This is a genomic window from Parabacteroides sp. KHUB-01 (assembly GCF_056640935.1).
The window spans coordinates 2439972-2457406 of the sequence record NZ_CM153256.1 but is presented as its reverse complement, the minus strand read 5'-3'; the positions used below and the strand labels follow the sequence as shown (position 1 = coordinate 2457406).

The window sequence follows — 17435 nt, the reverse complement described above, 5'->3', positions numbered from 1 at the left end:
TTTATGCAATTTATATGTTAAATAAAGATAATTTAAGGTAGTATGTATAACATAGTACACAAGTATTACATATATTTGCTACAGAATAAAAACACCAGTAGATATGAATGCGGAAAATGTTAAATCACAAATGCGAAAAGGGACATTGGAATATTGCATTCTCCTTCTACTTCGAAAAGAGCCTGCCTACACTTCAGATATAATACAAAAACTGCAGGAAGCCAAGCTCATAGTAGTTGAAGGTACGCTATATCCACTCCTCACCCGTTTGAAAAACGGTGGTTTGTTAAGCTATCAATGGATAGAATCAACTCAAGGTCCTCCAAGGAAGTATTATGAACTGACATCCGATGGAGAAGTATTTTTAGGTGAACTTGAATCTGCCTGGCAGGAAATCAACGATACCATAAACCATATTAAAAACAACTAAAAACTATCATACAATGAAAAAAACAGTTACAGCCAACTTAGGCGGCAGTGTTTTCCACATAGATGAAGATGCGTATCAGCTGTTAGACAAATATTTGTCGAATCTGAGAATACATTTCCAAAAAGAAGAAGGTTCTGAAGAAATAATGAACGATTTCGAAATGAGATTCGCGGAATTATTTAATGAAAGAATACGTTTGGGATACGAAGTTATCACTATTGAACAGGTTGAGGATGTTATCAAACGTATGGGAAAACCTGAAGAAATATTCGAAGAAGAAGAGTGCAATAATTCAGAAAGCCATACTCAAGCCCAACATGAAAGCTCGAACTACAAAAAAAGACTTATGCGCGATCCGGACAATAAAATTATCGGAGGCGTTTGCGGTGGTATTGCTGCATATTTCGGTTGGGACCCAACTGCTTTGAGAATTATATTCTTTGCAATGATTTTCTTCGGCTACATAATTCCTATATATCTGGTTCTTTGGATTATTATGCCTATAGCACACACTGCTACTGAAAGATTACAGATGCGTGGTGAAAAAATCACCATTGAAAACATAGGGAAAACAGTTACCGACGGATTCGAGAAAGTCAGTGACCACATAAACAATTATGCGAAATCCGGAGAAGGGAGAAGCGGATTACAGAAAATAGCAGATATTTTCGTCCAAGTAATTGGAGTTGTACTAAAGATATTTGCTGTTGCTGCCGGAATCATACTGTTACCTGTTCTGTGTATAATCCTGTTAGTTCTATTCATTGTGTTCTTCTCTCTTCTTATCGGTGGTACAAGTTTTCTCTACCACATATCACCTTTCGGTATAGACTTACTTAATGGAGATATTACAACAGGAGCTGCAGTATTATATTCTATCGGAACTATGCTGATGATTGGAATTCCGGTGATATCACTTATTTATATTATAGGTGTATATCTGTTTAAATGGAAACCTATGCCAACAGGAGCGAAATGGGTTCTATTAGTTCTGTGGTTGATTTGCACTGCATTGTTCTTCATCTACATACAACAAATGGGACAATTGATATGGACTAACGACGGACCTTTCTGGATGTGGCATAACACTGGATCGGGGAATTATTTCTATCTGCCGTAAAAAAACAAAAAGGTCGCTCTGTCACAGAGGGACCTTTTCTTTTAAAAGGTTAACAAACTTTTATGAGTAAAAACCACTAATGAATATTTTAAATTTCAATTTACTTGAATCGCAACAAAGATACAATTCTTTATTTATAAATCACTATCGTAACCAACATTATATTGTTATACATTCAGAAAAATTCGGAATTGATAAAAAAATACACATTTTAAAATACTATAATTCCACAATATAATTATCTGAATAGGTCCGAACCTACGTCAAAATATATATTGTCCCACGCTGAAATAGGAGCGAACCTACGGAAAATTTAGTCCGACCCCAGATTTTTTTCATCCGAATAATATTTTTGTTATCTCCAATAGTAATTTCACGATGAAAGGATAAAAGGTAAAGAGATTTTTTTAGGCTAAATTTGCACCTATAATTAAAATACCAAACTTCTGAAATTATGACTGATAAATTTCTGACAAAATTCTGCAACTATTATAACGTTCCTTTAAAGAGCGGTATTGAATTAGTCCGGAGAATGGAAAAAGTACATTTTCAGAAAGGAGAAATTCTGGTAAGACCAGGCGAAAAGAATACTGATTTTTTTCTAATAGCAGAAGGTTGCTGGAGAGGTTATTATTATCAGGATGGAGTAGATACTACTCTTTGGTTCGCTATCGAAGGCGAAGCCGTTATGTCAACTTGGGGTTATGTTGCTAACGAAAATTCTCTTATATATGTCGAAGCTCTAAGCAACAGCATTTTGTACAAAATAAGCAAAACCGATTTAGAGGATTATTTTTATCAGTCAATAGAGAATGCAAACATTGGAAGGAAATTGTTTGAACGTCAATTTTTATACATTGATCAGGAAATTCTGACAGGAGGAGATTTTCGTGCGAAAGAACGATATTTAACTCTACTTAATGAACGACCGGAACTATTCCAACATGTTCCTTTAAAATATATAGCTTCATACTTAAAAATTACTCCGCAATCTTTAAGCAGATTGCGGAGCAACATAGCACGTAAGTCAAAATGATTACAAGCCTTGATAAGTGAAAGGCATTCTTGCCTGGATGCCTTTTACAGCTTTAGCTTCACGAATAGCGTTCATGATATTTAATTCTTCTGAAGACATAAAATATCTGCTAAACGACATTTCCGCATCGCTTTTCATACTTTCCATAAGTTCTGTAATCAAGTCTTTAGGTTTATTAGCCGTAAAAATATTATATTTTGTTATTCCTGCCAGAGCAGCAGCCTCTTCAATTGCGACATCAACGCCACCAAGTCTGTCTACAAGACCTCTTTCCAAAGCCTGAGCTCCAGTCCATACACGACCTTGACCAATCTCATCAATAGCGTCTTTTGATTTTCCTCTTCCGTCGGCACAACGAGTAAGGAACAAATCATAAGTACGCTCAATGCTGCGCTGTATAAGGACACGCTCATCATCACGCATAGGACGAAGCATATTTCCCATATCGGCAAAATTGTTAGTCTTTACTACATCTGTAGTAACTCCTATTTTATCCATAGTTCCTGCCAAAACTGGGAAAGTTCCGAACACGCCAATTGAACCAGTAAGAGTTGTCGGTTCTGCAACTATTTTATTAGCTGCACAAGAAATGTAATAACCGCCTGAAGCTGCATAATCACCCATTGAAACCACAATAGGCTTTTCAGCCTTCAAATCTACAACAGCTTTCCATATCTGTTCAGAAATATACGCACTTCCACCAGGAGAATTTACACGGAAAACCACAGCTTTCACACTTTTATCACCCTTTAACTTGTATATCTCATCAACCATTTTTTCAGTGATAAGAGCTTCACCACTCATAGTGCTTTGTGCAGATTCAGGCATAATTGAACCTTCTGCGTATAGGATTGCAACCTTATCCTCATTCGTTTCCGGCATTTCAACAATATTCAGCATATTTTTAACAGAAGCCGACTTAAGTTTTCCATCAACATCCTGACCAGCCAAACGCTTTACAGAGTTTTCTGCATCATGACGATATGACAAAGCATCAGCAAGCTTATATTGCAAAGCATTTTCAGCTTCACCCATAGCCAAACCTTCATTCAGATATTTGTTCAAAGTCTCAATATCTACAGAACGAGATTTTGAAACATTTTCAAGTATATGATACCAAATATCATTTAGGAAAGATGTAAGCTGCTCACGGTTTGCATCACTGAATTCCTTCAACATATATGGTTCAACAGCACTTTTGAATGTACCGACTTTGAAAATCTCGTATTTAACCCCAAGTTTTTCGGCCAAACCAGTAAAGAATACTCCTTGAGAAGACAAACCTGTCAATGCTACAGAACCTTGAGGATTAAGGAAGATTGAATCTGCCACACTTGACAAATAATATGTTCCTTGAGTATAGGCATCTGAATATGCAACAATAAACTTATCACTTTCCTTGAAGCTTTCAAGCTCACGTCTTATTGTTTCCATTGAAGCAAAACCACCAGACAACGAACTTGCATTCATATAAATACCAACAATCTCAGGACAATCTTTTGCTTTTCGGATTGCTTTAACAATATCTGCAACCGAAAGTTTTTCTACATCTTCTCCCAAAATTGATGAGAAAGGATTTTCCTGAACCTGTTCGGCAAGAACTCCACGCAAATCCAGTTTAAGAACCGTGTTCGGTTTAGGAGTATAAGCAGTGCTGCTCGAACTTGATACTAACATACCAGCAAATACAGAAATCATTATGAAAATAATGATTCCCATAGCAATGAAGACTCCGACTGTGGAAGCCAACATAGTCTTAAAGAATTGTTTCATATAATTTGAGTTTATAAATATTTATTCAACAAGTTGGAAATCCAGCTGTTTTCTCTCAAGATTTGCTTGAGCAACCTTGATTGTTATTGGGTCACCCAAACGATACTGACGTTTTTTACGTCTTCCTATCAGACAATAGTTCTTTTCATCAAACTCATAGAAGTCATCATCCAAATCTCGCATTGGGATAAGACCTTCACATTTGTTTTCATTAAGTTCGACATACAAGCCCCACTCTGTAACTCCAGAAATCACACCGTCGTAAACACGACCGAGCTTATCACTCATAAACTCAACCTGTTTATATTTTATTGAAGCTCGTTCAGCATTTGCTGCCACCTGCTCCATTGACGAACAATGGTCACACATGTCTTCATATTTTTTCTTCACCACACTTCGTCCACCTGCAAGATATTTTTCTAACAGACGATGAACCATCATATCAGGATAACGGCGGATTGGTGATGTGAAATGAGCATAATAATCGAAAGCCAAACCATAGTGACCAATATTATCTGTGGAATAACGAGCCTTTTGCATTGCTCTGATAGCAACAGTTTCGATAAGATTCTCTTCCGGCTTTCCCTGAACATTATCCAAAAGATTATTTATACCTTTTGAAACGTCACTCTTTGTACCCTCTGTTTTAAGATTATATCCAAAACGACGAATAAACGATGAAAAATTCTGCATCTTTTCCGGATCCGGCAATTCATGTATACGATAAACAAATGTTTTCTTTGTCTTTCCTTTCGGAGGACGGCCAACGAACTCGGCAACAGTTCTGTTTGCAAGAAGCATAAATTCTTCTATCAGCTTGTTTGCATCTTTTGACACCTTGAAATATACGCTCGTAGGCTTGCCATTCTCGTCTATTTCGAATTTGACTTCATAACGGTCAAAGTTTATAGCACCGTTAGCGAATCGTTTCTCGCGAAGCTGTTTTGCAAGTTTATCAAGACACAATATAGCTTCTTTGCAGTCGCCTTCACCAGTCTCAATTACCTGCTGAGCTTCTTCATATGTAAAACGACGGTCACTCTTTATCACAGTCCTGCATATACGTGATTTCAGAACTTCTGCCTTTTCATTCATTTCAAATATTGCAGAAAAACAAAGTTTCTCTTCATCCGGACGAAGTGAGCAAATCTGATTGCAAAGCCTTTCCGGCAACATAGGAATAGTTCTGTCCACAAGATACACTGAAGTTGCACGACTGAAAGCTTCTCTATCTATTACACTTTCAGGATGAACATAATATGTTACATCGGCAATATGAACACCAACTTCGATATTTCCGTTATCAAGAATACGGAAAGACAAGGCATCGTCAAAGTCCTTTGCATCTCTCGGGTCAATTGTAAAAGTAAGAACTTTACGAAAATCTTCGCGTTTTGCGATTTCTTCCTCAGTAATTACATCAGAAATTCTGTCGGCTGCTTTTTCTACATTTTCCGGATACTTATAAGGCAAACCGAATTCTGCCAATATTGCGTGCATCTCAGCATTATTCTGACCAGCTTTTCCCAGAACATCAACAACCTCACCTAAAGGATTCTTTGCACCTTCGGGCCATTCCATTATACGGACAATAGCTTTGTCTCCGTTTTTTCCGCCATTAAGTTTGTCTTTCGGGATAAAAATATCATTTGCCAAAGTTTTGTTTTCAGTAATAAGAAAGGCAAAACCTTTAGCAACTTGTAATTTACCCACAAACACACGCTCTTTACTTTCCAGCACTTCGATTACTTCTCCTTCCGGTTCAGCACCTTTCCTTTTAGCAAAAATCTGAACTTTCACTCTATCTCCATCCATTGCATGACCGGAATTACGTTCTGCTACAAATACAGGAGCTTCACCATTATCCGGAATAAATGAATTTTTACCGTTACTACGTCTCACGAAAGTACCTTCAGCTACATTTCCAAGCGAATTCATGCGATATCTGCCACGGTCTATTTCAACAATAAAACCAGAATCAGACAAATCATAAAGCAAATCAGCGACCTGGAGTTTCTGAACATGATTCTCTACACCGATAAGTTTACTTACCTGCTTATAATTGAATGGTTCTTTAGGAGATGACTGGAATAAAGACACAATGCGATTTATCATTACGTCTTTTTTCATTCTTTTCGAAGAGTTTTTCTTCTCTTTCTTCTCCTTTTTATCTTTTTTCCCTTTGTTTTTCTTTGTCATCGTACTAGAAATTTATTAATAGCGGAAACAATTAATACAAAACAAATAATCTTTTTTATAAGCCACAGACTATTATTTAAATCTATAAGCTTCAACTCCCTTTACTCCCGGCTTGCAGACAAAAAGACTTCCACTCAATGGATATTCTTCCAGCTGTTTTTCCGTCAGGCCGGAACGAGCAGTAGTTATATAAAGCATATCCAAATCCGGTCCGCCAAACGCACAAGAAGTAACATTCAAAGCAGGAACCTCAACTTTCATCAGTAACTCTCCGGTATAAGGATTATAACAATACACACCAGAACCACCCCAATGAGCAATCCAAAGATTTCCTTCCGAATCTACAGTCATTCCATCCGGAGAACCATATTCTTTCGGTATATGGAAAGCAACCCCATCATGAAGAATCTCAACATCAGACATATCATAACGATATCTGTCAACTTTATTAGTTGGTGTATCAATATAATACATAAATCTTTTCTGAGGAGACCAAGCCAAGCCGTTAGAAATTGTTTTATTATTGAGCATTTCAACTGTTTCTCCTTCTGAACTTACACAATATAATGATGCGTCGCCCGGTTTACCGTCAAGAACCATAGTTCCAACCCATAAACGGCCAGAAGGACCACACTTTCCATCATTACAGCGTAGTTTACCTCCATTTGTCGGGATTCTAGCGACAAGAGTCTGTTCTTCTGTGTTTAAATTGAAGCGGACAATCTTATTCTGTAAAGCAACCACAACTGTTGAGTCTGACTCCGGAACAACAGTAGAAATCATACTATCAAACATCCATTCCCTATTATTATTTCTTTCAGGAGAATATTCATAAAGTGTCTTACCCTCAATATCAACCCAAAACAATGTTTTTCTATCCGAATGCCATATTGCACCTTCACCTGTAGTTGCCTGCATTTCTTTCAACAGCTCAGCTTTTACCACCGGTACTTCCTGACAGGATGAAAGAACAGCTAAAAGCCCATACAAAACGGAACAGAAAAATAAACTATACTTCATTATTTATAAATTACTTTATTTAGAAACAATTCATCCATGAAAACTCCCGTTATACAGGATTCTCTTTTATACTAAATTATAAGAAACAAAAGTATAAAATAAAGGCGTAATACAATAAAATAAAGGAGTGTTTATTTTCTATTATCCTCATATTAAAATAATTTTCATAAATTTGCCATTCAAACTTGATAATCCATGAGCGTAGAGATAAAAGAAATAACAAGTAAAAAGGAGATTAAGCAATTCGTTAAGTTCAATATAGAACTTTACAAAGGAAATAAGTATCATATTCCCGGGTTAATTGAGGAAGAAATGCTTACTCTTGACAGAGCTAAGAATCCGGCATTTGAAGTGTGTGACGCAAAATTATTCTTAGCATATAAAAACGGTAAAATTGTCGGAAGAATTGCTGGTATAATTAATCATGGTAGTAACGAAACCTGGAATCAGAAAAGAGTCCGTTTCGGATTCGTTGATTTCATTGATGACAACGAAGTTGTTGACGCTCTATTCAAAGCTGTGGAAGACTGGGGACGTTCAAAAGGTATGACGCAGATTCACGGTCCGTTAGGATTTACAGATATGGACCATGAAGGTATGCTTATTGAAGGTTTTGACCAGTTGGGAACTATGGCTACCATATACAATTATCCTTACTATCCAAAACAAATGGATAGAATGGGATATACAAAAGACCAAGATTGGCATGAATTCAAGATTTTCGTTCCTAAAGAAGGTATTCCTGAAAAGCACCAGCGTATCGGGGAAATCGTAAAGAAAAAATATGGTTTGAAAATCATGAAGTTTACAAACGAAAAAGCAATCATGCCATATGCACAAAAGGTTTTCCAAACTCTTAATGCTTCATATGCTCCTCTGTATGGGTTTTCAAAACTTACACAAAAGCAGATTGACTATTATATAAAAATGTATATTCCAATGCTTCGCTATGATTTGGTAACATTGATTGTACGTGAGGCAGACGACGAAGTTGTTGGTTTTGGAATATCTCTTCCAAATTTATCAAGAGCTATGCAAAAAGCTAAAGGTAAGTTGTTCCCATTTGGATGGATTCATTTATTGAAGGCTCTTAAAACAAAACCAAAAGTAGTGGATTTATATCTAATGGGAGTTTTACCTGAGTATCAAAGCAAAGGAGTCAATGCCCTTTTATTCAATGACCTTATTCCTATTTACAACAAATTAGGTGTAGAATACGCTGAAAGTAATCCGGAGCTGGAATCTAATGCAGCGGTTCAAGCTCAATGGGATTATTTCAAACGCGAACATCATAAAACGAGAAGAGCGTTTATAAAAGACTTGTAAGATATAGTTACTTTGAATTTGCAAATCCGTTAGGAAATACGGATTGTAATTCTGCCATATTAAACTACGGAGTGCAAATTCTCAGGGACTGAGCTCGTCGACTAATAAACTTTAAAACTCAAAAATTCAAACATATGCCCACAAATTATAATGACGAAGACATAAAAACCCTGGATTGGATGGAGCATATCCGTCGTAGACCGGGTATGTATATCGGCAAACTTGGTGACGGAAGTTATGCCGACGATGGAATTTATGTACTGCTAAAAGAAGTACTGGACAACTCTATCGACGAATACATGATGGGCTTCGGTAAAACTATTGAGGTTACAGTTGAAGAAGGCACTGTTGCTGTAAGAGATTACGGACGAGGTGTTCCTCTAGGTAAAGTAGTCGATGTATCAAGCAAAATGAATACTGGTGCAAAATACGACAGTAAAGCTTTCAAAAAATCAGTAGGTCTTAATGGTGTGGGCATTAAGGCTGTCAATGCTTTAAGTAGTTATTTCCTGATTTCAAGCTACAGAGATGGAGAATGCAAAAGGGTTGAATACAGCAAGGCTATAATAACTGAAGAATCTGAAATAACACCAACAGACGAACCTAACGGAACATCAGTATTCTTCATTCCTGACAAAGATATTTTCAAAGATTATCATTATAAGGAAACTTATATAGAAAGTCTTTTGAAGAATTATGTATTCCTTAATTCAGGACTTACTATCATATATAATGGTAGAAAATTCTTCTCACGCCATGGTCTGGTTGATTTGCTAGGTGAATATATGACAACCGACCCGCTTTATGCTCCTATCCATCTTAAAGGAGAAGACATAGAAGTGGTAATAACCCATAGTAATCAGTACGGAGAAGAGTATTATTCTTTTGTCAACGGACAATATACAACTCAGGGCGGTACTCACCTTTCCGCTTTCAAGGAAGCTATCGGACGAGTTATAAAAGAATATTACAACAAAAACTTCGACTATTCTGATATACGTGCCGGCATAGTTGCTGCAATCAGTATAAAGGTTGAAGAACCAGTGTTTGAAAGCCAGACAAAAACAAAGCTTGGCTCAAAAGATATGGGTCCTGAAGGTCCTACAGTTTCTAAGTTCATAAACGATTTCATCAAAAAGGAACTTGACAACTTTCTTCATAAGAATCTGGATATATCAGATGCTATGCTCCGTAAAATACTTGAATCTGAGAAAGAGAGGAAAGCTATTGCCGGAGTAACAAAACTTGCGCGAGAAAGAGCAAAAAAGGCAAATCTCCATAATAAGAAATTAAGAGACTGTCGCATTCACCTGAATGATGCGCGCGGAGACCAAAGGGAAGACAGTTGTATTTTCATAACTGAGGGAGATTCTGCAAGCGGTTCTATCACTAAAAGCCGCGATCCAAACTTCCAGGCCGTTTTCAGCTTGCGAGGTAAACCTTTGAACAGTTACGGACTTACAAAGAAAATCGTATATGAAAATGAAGAGTTTAATCTTCTTCAGGCAGCGCTGAATATAGAAGACGGACTTGACGGACTAAGATACAATAAAGTAATTATTGCAACTGATGCCGATGTTGACGGTATGCATATACGTTTGCTGCTTATAACATTTTTCCTTCAGTTCTTCCCGGACCTGATAAAAGGTAATCATGTTTATATTTTGCAAACTCCTCTTTTCAGAGTTAGAAACAAACAGAAAACTATTTATTGTTATAGTGAAGAAGAGCGTATAGCTGCAATTAATTCTTTAGGAAAGAATCCTGAAATTACACGATTCAAAGGTCTTGGGGAAATCTCGCCAGACGAATTCCGCCATTTTATCGGAAAAGATATACGCCTGGATCAGGTAACAATGAAAAAGGAAGATGCTGTAAAAGAAATGCTGGAATTCTATATGGGTAAAAACACTATGGAAAGACAGAATTTCATTATAGACAATCTTGTTATCGAAGAAGATATTATCTCAGACAGGTAACAATTTGACAAGAGAACGAGTTAACAAGACAGTTCCGTTGTAACAGAACTGTCAACTTAAAAACTAAAGAACTCACAAACTTAAAAACTCAAAACATGTCCACCATACTATTTCCCGGCTCTTTCGACCCATTTACAGTTGGTCACCAATCATTGGTTGAAAGAGCTTTATCAATAGGTGATAAAGTTATAATTGCCATAGGCATTAATGAAAATAAAAGATGTTGCTTTTCTCTGGAAGAAAGGATTGCCACAATAAAATCTTTATACGAAGGTGATTCAAGAGTGGAAGTTGTTGCATACAGTAATCTCACTACTGATTTTGCAAAAGAATGTAATGCTTCATATATATTACGAGGTATACGCTCTATTATTGACTTTGAATATGAGAAAAATATTGCTGACGTAAACCGATTAATATCAGGAATTGAAACAATATTTTTGTTGTCAAAACCAGAATATGCTCATATCAGTTCAAGTGTAGTAAGAGAATTACTGCATTTCGGGAAAGATGTATCTAATTTCCTTCCATCCCCTAAAAAAGGATAGAAGAAAACCTTGTCAACTTGTCAACTCGTCAACTAACTAAAAAACTCAAAAACTTAAAAACTCAAAATGAAACATCTACTGATTACTTTGTTAATTATAAATTCAATATTCTCTGCGTCGGCACAAAATTCCACTCAGATGAATGCAAAAAAACTTCAACTTGCATTATATGCTATCGAGAATCTTTACGTTGATAAAACCGACGAGAGCAAGCTCGTTGAAGATGCTATAGTTGGTATGTTGGATAAATTGGATCCACACTCTACTTATACAGATCCAGAAGAAACTAAAGAAATGACAACTCCGCTGGTTGGTAATTTTGATGGTATTGGTATCCAATTCAATATGCTTACTGATACGGTCTATGTGATTCAGGTAATTCCAGGTGGCCCATCGGAAAAAGTTGGGATTATGGCTGGAGACAGAATTGTAGCAGTTAACGACACTGTAATAGCCGGAGTCAAAATGAAAACCAGTGAGATTATGAAACGTCTCCGTGGTCCGAAAGGTTCTGAAGTAAACGTCAAAGTAAAACGCAGAAACCAAAATGAATTAATATCATTCAAAATAACCAGAGGTAAAATTCCTGTTCACAGTCTGGATGCCGCCTACATGGCAGATAAATCAACCGGATACATAAAACTGAACAGATTTGCGGCTTCTTCTTCAAGCGAAATAGAGGAGGCAATGATAAACCTAAAGAAAAAAGGTATGAAAAACCTTATCTTGGATTTACAGGGAAATGGCGGTGGTTATCTTAATATTGCCATCGAACTTGCAGACCAGTTCCTAAGTAAAAAGAAATTGATTGTTTATACTGAAGGACTAAGACAAAGAAGAGAAGAAGCCAAAGCTACATATCGTGGTGAGTTGGAAGACGGCAAATTAATCATTCTTGTTGATGAGTCTTCAGCTAGTGCCAGTGAAATTCTTTCAGGAGCAATACAAGACTGGGATAGAGGTGTTATTGTCGGAAGAAGAACTTTTGGAAAAGGTTTGGTTCAGAAGCCTATTCCTCTGCCTGACGGCTCTATGATAAGACTTACTGTTGCAAGATATTACACACCAACAGGCAGATGTATCCAGAAACATTACGAAAACGGTAAGCAGGATGAATACGACCGTGATTTAATTAACCGTTATAACAAAGGAGAACTTCTTAGTGCCGACAGCATCCATTTCCCGGATTCTATGAAGTTCAACACATTGGAAACTAATCGTATTGTTTATGGTGGCGGAGGTATTATGCCTGACGTATTTATTCCGGTTGATACCACAAAATATACAACGTATCATCGCAAACTTGTTGCTAGTGGTATAATAAACCGTGCAGCAATGAACTATGAAGACAAATACCGCGACAAACTCAAAAAAGAATATAAGAAATTCTCAAAGTATAATGAAGAGTTTGAAGTTGGAGAAGAAATTCTTCAGGATATGAAATCTATGGCTGAAAAAGAAAAAATAGAATTCAAGGAAGAAGAATACAACAAATCTCTTGCTCTTATCAAATTACAGATAAAAGCTCTTATTGCCCGAGATTTATATGATATGAATGAATATTTCCAGATAATCAACAATGCAAGCGACAGCTATAATGAAGCATTGAAAATTATCAATGATGATGAAATCTATAATAAGATTTTGGGAAGAGGGAAATAGATATAGTAGTAGAGGAGTCTAGAAGGAATATATTATTTCCTGTTGCCTTGTCAACTCGTAAACTTGTTTCCTCGTCAACTAAAAAATTTAAAAACTAATAAACTCAAAAACTCAAAATGTACTGGACCCTATTTATCACCTTTATGCGTATTGGTATGTTTACCATCGGTGGTGGATATGCCATGCTTCCGTTAATACAGCGTGAAGTAGTGGACAGAGGCTGGATGACAAAGCAAGATTTCATAGATGTATTTGCAGTCACACAATCCCTGCCTGGTATCTTTGCAGTCAATATTTCCATATTTGTCGGATACAGACTGAAAAAAACAAAAGGAGCTATTTGCTGTGCATTAGGAACAATTCTTCCATCATTTCTAATCATTCTGGCAATTGCAATGTTTTTTACACAGGTAAAAGATAATGAATGGGTAGAAAAAGCTTTCAAAGGTCTGCGTCCCGCAGTTGTAGCATTGATTGTTGTTCCTTGTATCACCACAGCTCGTTCAATAAAGCTTTCATATAAACAGTTGATAATTCCTATCGGCGCAGCATTACTAATTTGGCTTGGAGGAATATCACCTGCATGGATAATTATAGCTGCAATTGCAGGAGGAATTATTAATTGGAAAATGAGAAGTTGAAAATAAAATCATCCTTGTCAACTCGTCAACTTGTTCCCTCGTCAACTAATAAACTCAAAAACTTAAAAACTCAAAATCATGATTTGGCTCCAACTATTATACGTCTACCTCAAAATTGGTATCCTGGGATTCGGCGGCGGATACGCAATGCTTTCTTTGATTCAAGCAGATGTTGTGGACCGTTACGGATGGATATCTTTACAGGAATTCACCGACATTGTCGCAATCTCACAAATGACACCGGGACCAATTGGGATAAACAGCGCTACATATATAGGCTATACAGCCATACATAATGCAGGATATTCTCCTGCAGTCAGCATACTAGGTTCTTGCCTTACAACATTTGCGGTCTGTCTGCCGTCTTTTCTTCTTGTACTTGGCATTTCGTATGCTTTTGCAAAGTTCAAAAACAACAAATATGTGGAAGCAGCATTTACAGGTCTTCGTCCGGTGACTGTCGGATTGATTGCTGCCGCAGCCTTGTTGCTTATGAATCACGAGAACTTTATAGACTATAAAAGCGGCCTTATATTCTTAGCCGCCTTTATTCTGACATGGAAATTCAAAATTCATCCTATTCTGATGATTCTTCTTGCCGGAGTTGCAGGAATTTTGCTTTATTGGTGATACCAATTATAAAGCGCAAGTTCCTTCTCCACAATAATCCGCACTTGGAGAACCATTATATTCAGGATGCCGTTTCAACCAAACAACGGCATATGAACATGTGGCTATTACTTTAAGATTTTGGGCAACAGCATAATCATATGCAGTTTTCACCAAGGCAGCGGCAACTCCTCTACCACCTATTTCCTGAGGAACTACAGTATGGCGGATATCCAAACCTCCGTCATGCAAAGAGTAGTCAACATATGCTTTGCAACCATCCACTTCGGCTACAAAGCGTTGTCTGTTTGTGTCGTGGACTATAAACATAGATTTAAGTTTTAAGTTTGTTAGTTTTTAAGTTTATCAGTTGACGAGGAAACAAGTTGACAAGTTAACGAGGAGAAAACTCTGTTTCTCAAAACATGATCCTGAACCTGGTCATACCATCCGCATAAGTTCTAAGTGAGAATGAACATCCATGCGCCTGCAAAACCTCACGTATAAATATCAATCCTATGCCCTGCCCATTAGGCTTGGTTGAAAAGAACGGAGTGAAAAGTTTTGTTGCCGTTTCCTTATCTATACCTTTACCGTCGTCTGTTATTTCAAGAGACAAAGGTTTGGAAGATGTACGCAATGTAATATTTCCATTTTCACCGATTGACTCAGCCGAATTCTTAACAATGTTTATAAGCACTTGCTCAAACAACACTCTGTCGAGCATCACATCCGGCATAGTTTCATCAGTATATATATTAATACTGATATTCCTTCCCGAACATATATTCTCCATAAAAGGACGGTTGGAAAGGATTACACTATTCAAAGATTCCGGCTTCAACTGTGGTTCGGGTATTCGAACCACATCAGCAAAATTAGTAATAAACTTGCTCATTCTCAAGCAGCGTTCAATAGAAACTTGAAGAACTTCGCAAACATCATTCATATCTTCCATTCCTGAAAATGTTGACTCCAGAGTATCCAACGTAGATATTATTCCTCCGGTTGTATTGTTCACTTCATGAGAAATCATACGGATAACTTTCTCATAAGCTTTACGTTCAACCATAAATACCTCGCGTGTCATTTCCTCTATAAGATAGAATTCGCGTTTGAAACCTCTGTCAAGAAAAGAATAATGCGAACAACGGTAGATGTTGGCATCCCCCAATCTCACCGTTGAAGTGCTGTCCAACGGAATCTTCCTCATTTCCGATATCAGCATATTGTCCGCACCCTGAAAATTCTGTCCTTTCAATTCATTTTCATTAATATCAAGTAAACGCAGCGCAGCCTGGTTCAACGAATGTATCTTACCTTCCAAATCCAGAATGACAACACCCATCGGCGAAGCATTAATCAGCAAATCCAGAAAATGATTCTGCTCAAGCAAACGTAATCTTTCATTCTTAAGCTGGTCCATCATGCGGTTGAACACACTGACTATGCGGTCCGTATCCTTCTGCCCTACATATCCAAGACGCGAACTGAAGTCCTGCTCATTCAGCAAATCCATACCATTTCCCAAGGTGTAAAGAGGTTTTATCACTCTCTGATAGAAATAATACAAATATCCGAAAAGCAATAATGTCCATCCTTCCAGGACAAAGAATATCCATCCGGCATCCTCATATTTCCACAAACAGATGATAAGAGCAACAAGGACAGCCAGAAGAAACACAAATATCAGGAATATATATTTCAGTCGCATATCTTTATTCCATATTTTTCAAGACGGCGGTACAAAGCTGAACGGCTTATGCCCAACGTCTCGGCAGCCTTCGAAAGATTGTTGCCATATTTGTCCAATGCCTGAAGAATCCTTTTCTTTTCCAACTGCTCCAATGTAAGACCTTCAAAAGGTGTTCCTGAGAAAACATCGGCAGACTGAACATTTCCGAAACGCTCCAAATCCGATGCTTCTATCCTTTGACGTCCCGATACAAGAAGAGTTCGTTCCACCATGTTCTTCAATTCTCTGATATTACCGGGGAACGGCAACTTCTGCAAATAAGACAATGCCTCCGGAGAAAATTCCGCAACTGGCTGTCCATTGCTTTCTGCCATCTTAGTCGCAAAATGACGCACCAGCAACGGTATATCCTCACGTCGTTCACGCAATGCCGGAAGATGAACCGTAATCAGATTTATCCTATAAAACAAATCTTCACGGAATGAATGTTCTCTCACCATATCCTGCAGGTCTTTGTTCGTAGCACTTACCACTCGGACATCAACCTTTCGCGGACGACTGTCGCCAAGCACCTCAAAGGTTTGCTCCTGCAGCACTCGAAGCAATTTTACCTGACACGACAAATCCAGTTCGCCAATCTCATCCAGGAAAATAGTTCCTTTATCGGCAAGCTCAAAACGTCCTACTCGGTCAATATAAGCGTCGGTAAAAGCTCCTTTCTTATGTCCGAACATCTCACTTTCGAATAAACTCTGCGAAATTCCTCCAAGATTCACCTTAACAAAAGGTTTGTCGCCACGTTTACTGTTGCTGTGAATTGCTTCGGCTATCAATTCCTTTCCCGTACCGCTCTCTCCGGTAATCAAAACAGAAGCAGTTGTAGGAGCAATGCGCGCTACAGTATCTAGCACAGTCTTGATAGCCCAGCTCTTTCCTATTATCTTGTCGAAACAAGCAGGCGTATCATCTTCCTTCTCCTTGGTTTCGGGCGATGTCAGCTCAAGCGCATTATTCACAGACTTAAGCAGCATCAGATTATTCCAAGGTTTAGTGACAAAATCAAAAGCTCCTGCCTGCATTCCCTGAACAGCAAGAGAAATCGAACCCCAAGCAGTCATCAATATCACAGGTAATTCCGGACGGAGCGCCTTTACCTGACGGAGCAAATGCAAACCTTCCTCGCCGGTTGTCGTCAGCGAATAGTTCATATCCATCAGCACCAGACGGAAGTCCTTCTCACGAACAGCAGATATTGCTTCCTTTGGACTGCCCACAGCCACAGGAGTGTGTCCGGCTCGCTTCAAAAGGAACGTCAAAGAAGAACGTACAACGGCATCATCGTCTATAATTAGTATCATTTGAGTTTATAAGTTTATAAGTTTTTGAGTTGAAGAGG

15 protein-coding genes are annotated in these 17435 nt (G+C 37.8%); 9 read left to right on the top strand and 6 right to left on the bottom strand.

Annotated elements, in window-relative coordinates; translation table 11 throughout:
• Positions 1-103: 103 nt before the first annotated feature.
• The 3 genes from ACYIAR_RS10545 (at position 104) to ACYIAR_RS10535 (ending at position 2586) form a co-directional block, all read left to right on the top strand.
• Positions 104-430, top strand: coding sequence for a PadR family transcriptional regulator (locus tag ACYIAR_RS10545; protein WP_480329531.1), 327 nt, complete (start codon positions 104-106; stop codon positions 428-430).
• A 13-nt stretch (positions 431-443) separates the two neighbouring features.
• Entirely contained in the window at positions 444-1550 is a 1107-nt protein-coding gene (locus ACYIAR_RS10540) for a PspC domain-containing protein (RefSeq protein WP_480329530.1), read from the top strand.
• Between the two features lie 454 nt (positions 1551-2004).
• Positions 2005-2586: a Crp/Fnr family transcriptional regulator gene (locus ACYIAR_RS10535; RefSeq protein ID WP_480329529.1), complete on the top strand. Its 582-nt coding sequence runs from the start codon at positions 2005-2007 to the stop codon at positions 2584-2586.
• Here ACYIAR_RS10535 and sppA read toward each other — a convergent pair whose 3' ends face one another.
• The 3 genes from sppA to ACYIAR_RS10520 all read right to left on the bottom strand — a co-directional run bounded on the left by sppA (position 2587) and on the right by ACYIAR_RS10520 (position 7578).
• The gene (gene sppA / locus ACYIAR_RS10530; RefSeq protein ID WP_480329528.1) at positions 2587-4359 is read right to left on the bottom strand and encodes a signal peptide peptidase SppA; all 1773 of its coding nucleotides are present in this window, start codon (positions 4357-4359) and stop codon (positions 2587-2589) included.
• Between the two features lie 21 nt (positions 4360-4380).
• Entirely contained in the window at positions 4381-6558 is a 2178-nt protein-coding gene (gene rnr, locus ACYIAR_RS10525; RefSeq protein WP_480329527.1) for a ribonuclease R, read from the bottom strand.
• Between the two features lie 72 nt (positions 6559-6630).
• Positions 6631-7578 (bottom strand): SMP-30/gluconolactonase/LRE family protein, encoded by a 948-nt coding sequence (locus tag ACYIAR_RS10520; RefSeq protein ID WP_480329526.1) that lies wholly within the window; start codon positions 7576-7578, stop codon positions 6631-6633.
• 195 nt (positions 7579-7773) lie between these two features.
• On the opposite strand from ACYIAR_RS10520, the gene ACYIAR_RS10515 reads away from it, so the two are divergent.
• The 6 genes from ACYIAR_RS10515 (at position 7774) to ACYIAR_RS10490 (ending at position 14364) form a co-directional block, all read left to right on the top strand.
• Positions 7774-8904 carry a hypothetical protein gene (locus ACYIAR_RS10515; protein WP_480329525.1) on the top strand — a complete coding sequence of 377 codons (1131 nt, stop codon included), beginning with the start codon at positions 7774-7776 and terminating at the stop codon, positions 8902-8904.
• A gap of 134 nt (positions 8905-9038) precedes the next feature.
• Positions 9039-10883, top strand: coding sequence for a DNA topoisomerase IV subunit B (locus ACYIAR_RS10510; RefSeq protein ID WP_480329524.1), 1845 nt, complete (start codon positions 9039-9041; stop codon positions 10881-10883).
• A gap of 95 nt (positions 10884-10978) precedes the next feature.
• On the top strand, positions 10979-11431 hold the full coding sequence (gene coaD / locus ACYIAR_RS10505) for a pantetheine-phosphate adenylyltransferase (protein WP_480329523.1): 453 nt from the start codon (positions 10979-10981) through the stop codon (positions 11429-11431).
• Positions 11432-11497: 66 nt separating this feature from the next.
• Positions 11498-13093 carry a S41 family peptidase gene (locus tag ACYIAR_RS10500; RefSeq protein WP_480329522.1) on the top strand — a complete coding sequence of 532 codons (1596 nt, stop codon included), beginning with the start codon at positions 11498-11500 and terminating at the stop codon, positions 13091-13093.
• A gap of 116 nt (positions 13094-13209) precedes the next feature.
• Positions 13210-13734 carry a chromate transporter gene (locus tag ACYIAR_RS10495; RefSeq protein ID WP_480329521.1) on the top strand — a complete coding sequence of 175 codons (525 nt, stop codon included), beginning with the start codon at positions 13210-13212 and terminating at the stop codon, positions 13732-13734.
• Between the two features lie 78 nt (positions 13735-13812).
• Positions 13813-14364, top strand: coding sequence for a chromate transporter (locus ACYIAR_RS10490; RefSeq protein ID WP_480329520.1), 552 nt, complete (start codon positions 13813-13815; stop codon positions 14362-14364).
• 6 nt (positions 14365-14370) lie between these two features.
• Here the strand turns inward: ACYIAR_RS10490 and ACYIAR_RS10485 are convergent, their stop codons facing one another.
• From ACYIAR_RS10485 to ACYIAR_RS10475, 3 genes are all read right to left on the bottom strand, one after another.
• Positions 14371-14673, bottom strand: coding sequence for a GNAT family N-acetyltransferase (locus ACYIAR_RS10485; RefSeq protein WP_480329519.1), 303 nt, complete (start codon positions 14671-14673; stop codon positions 14371-14373).
• A gap of 88 nt (positions 14674-14761) precedes the next feature.
• Positions 14762-16057 (bottom strand): sensor histidine kinase, encoded by a 1296-nt coding sequence (locus ACYIAR_RS10480; RefSeq protein ID WP_480329518.1) that lies wholly within the window; start codon positions 16055-16057, stop codon positions 14762-14764.
• Positions 16048-17397 (bottom strand): sigma-54-dependent transcriptional regulator, encoded by a 1350-nt coding sequence (locus ACYIAR_RS10475; RefSeq protein WP_480329517.1) that lies wholly within the window; start codon positions 17395-17397, stop codon positions 16048-16050. The genes ACYIAR_RS10480 and ACYIAR_RS10475 overlap by 10 nt, the downstream gene beginning before the upstream one ends.
• Positions 17398-17435: the final 38 nt, after the last annotated feature.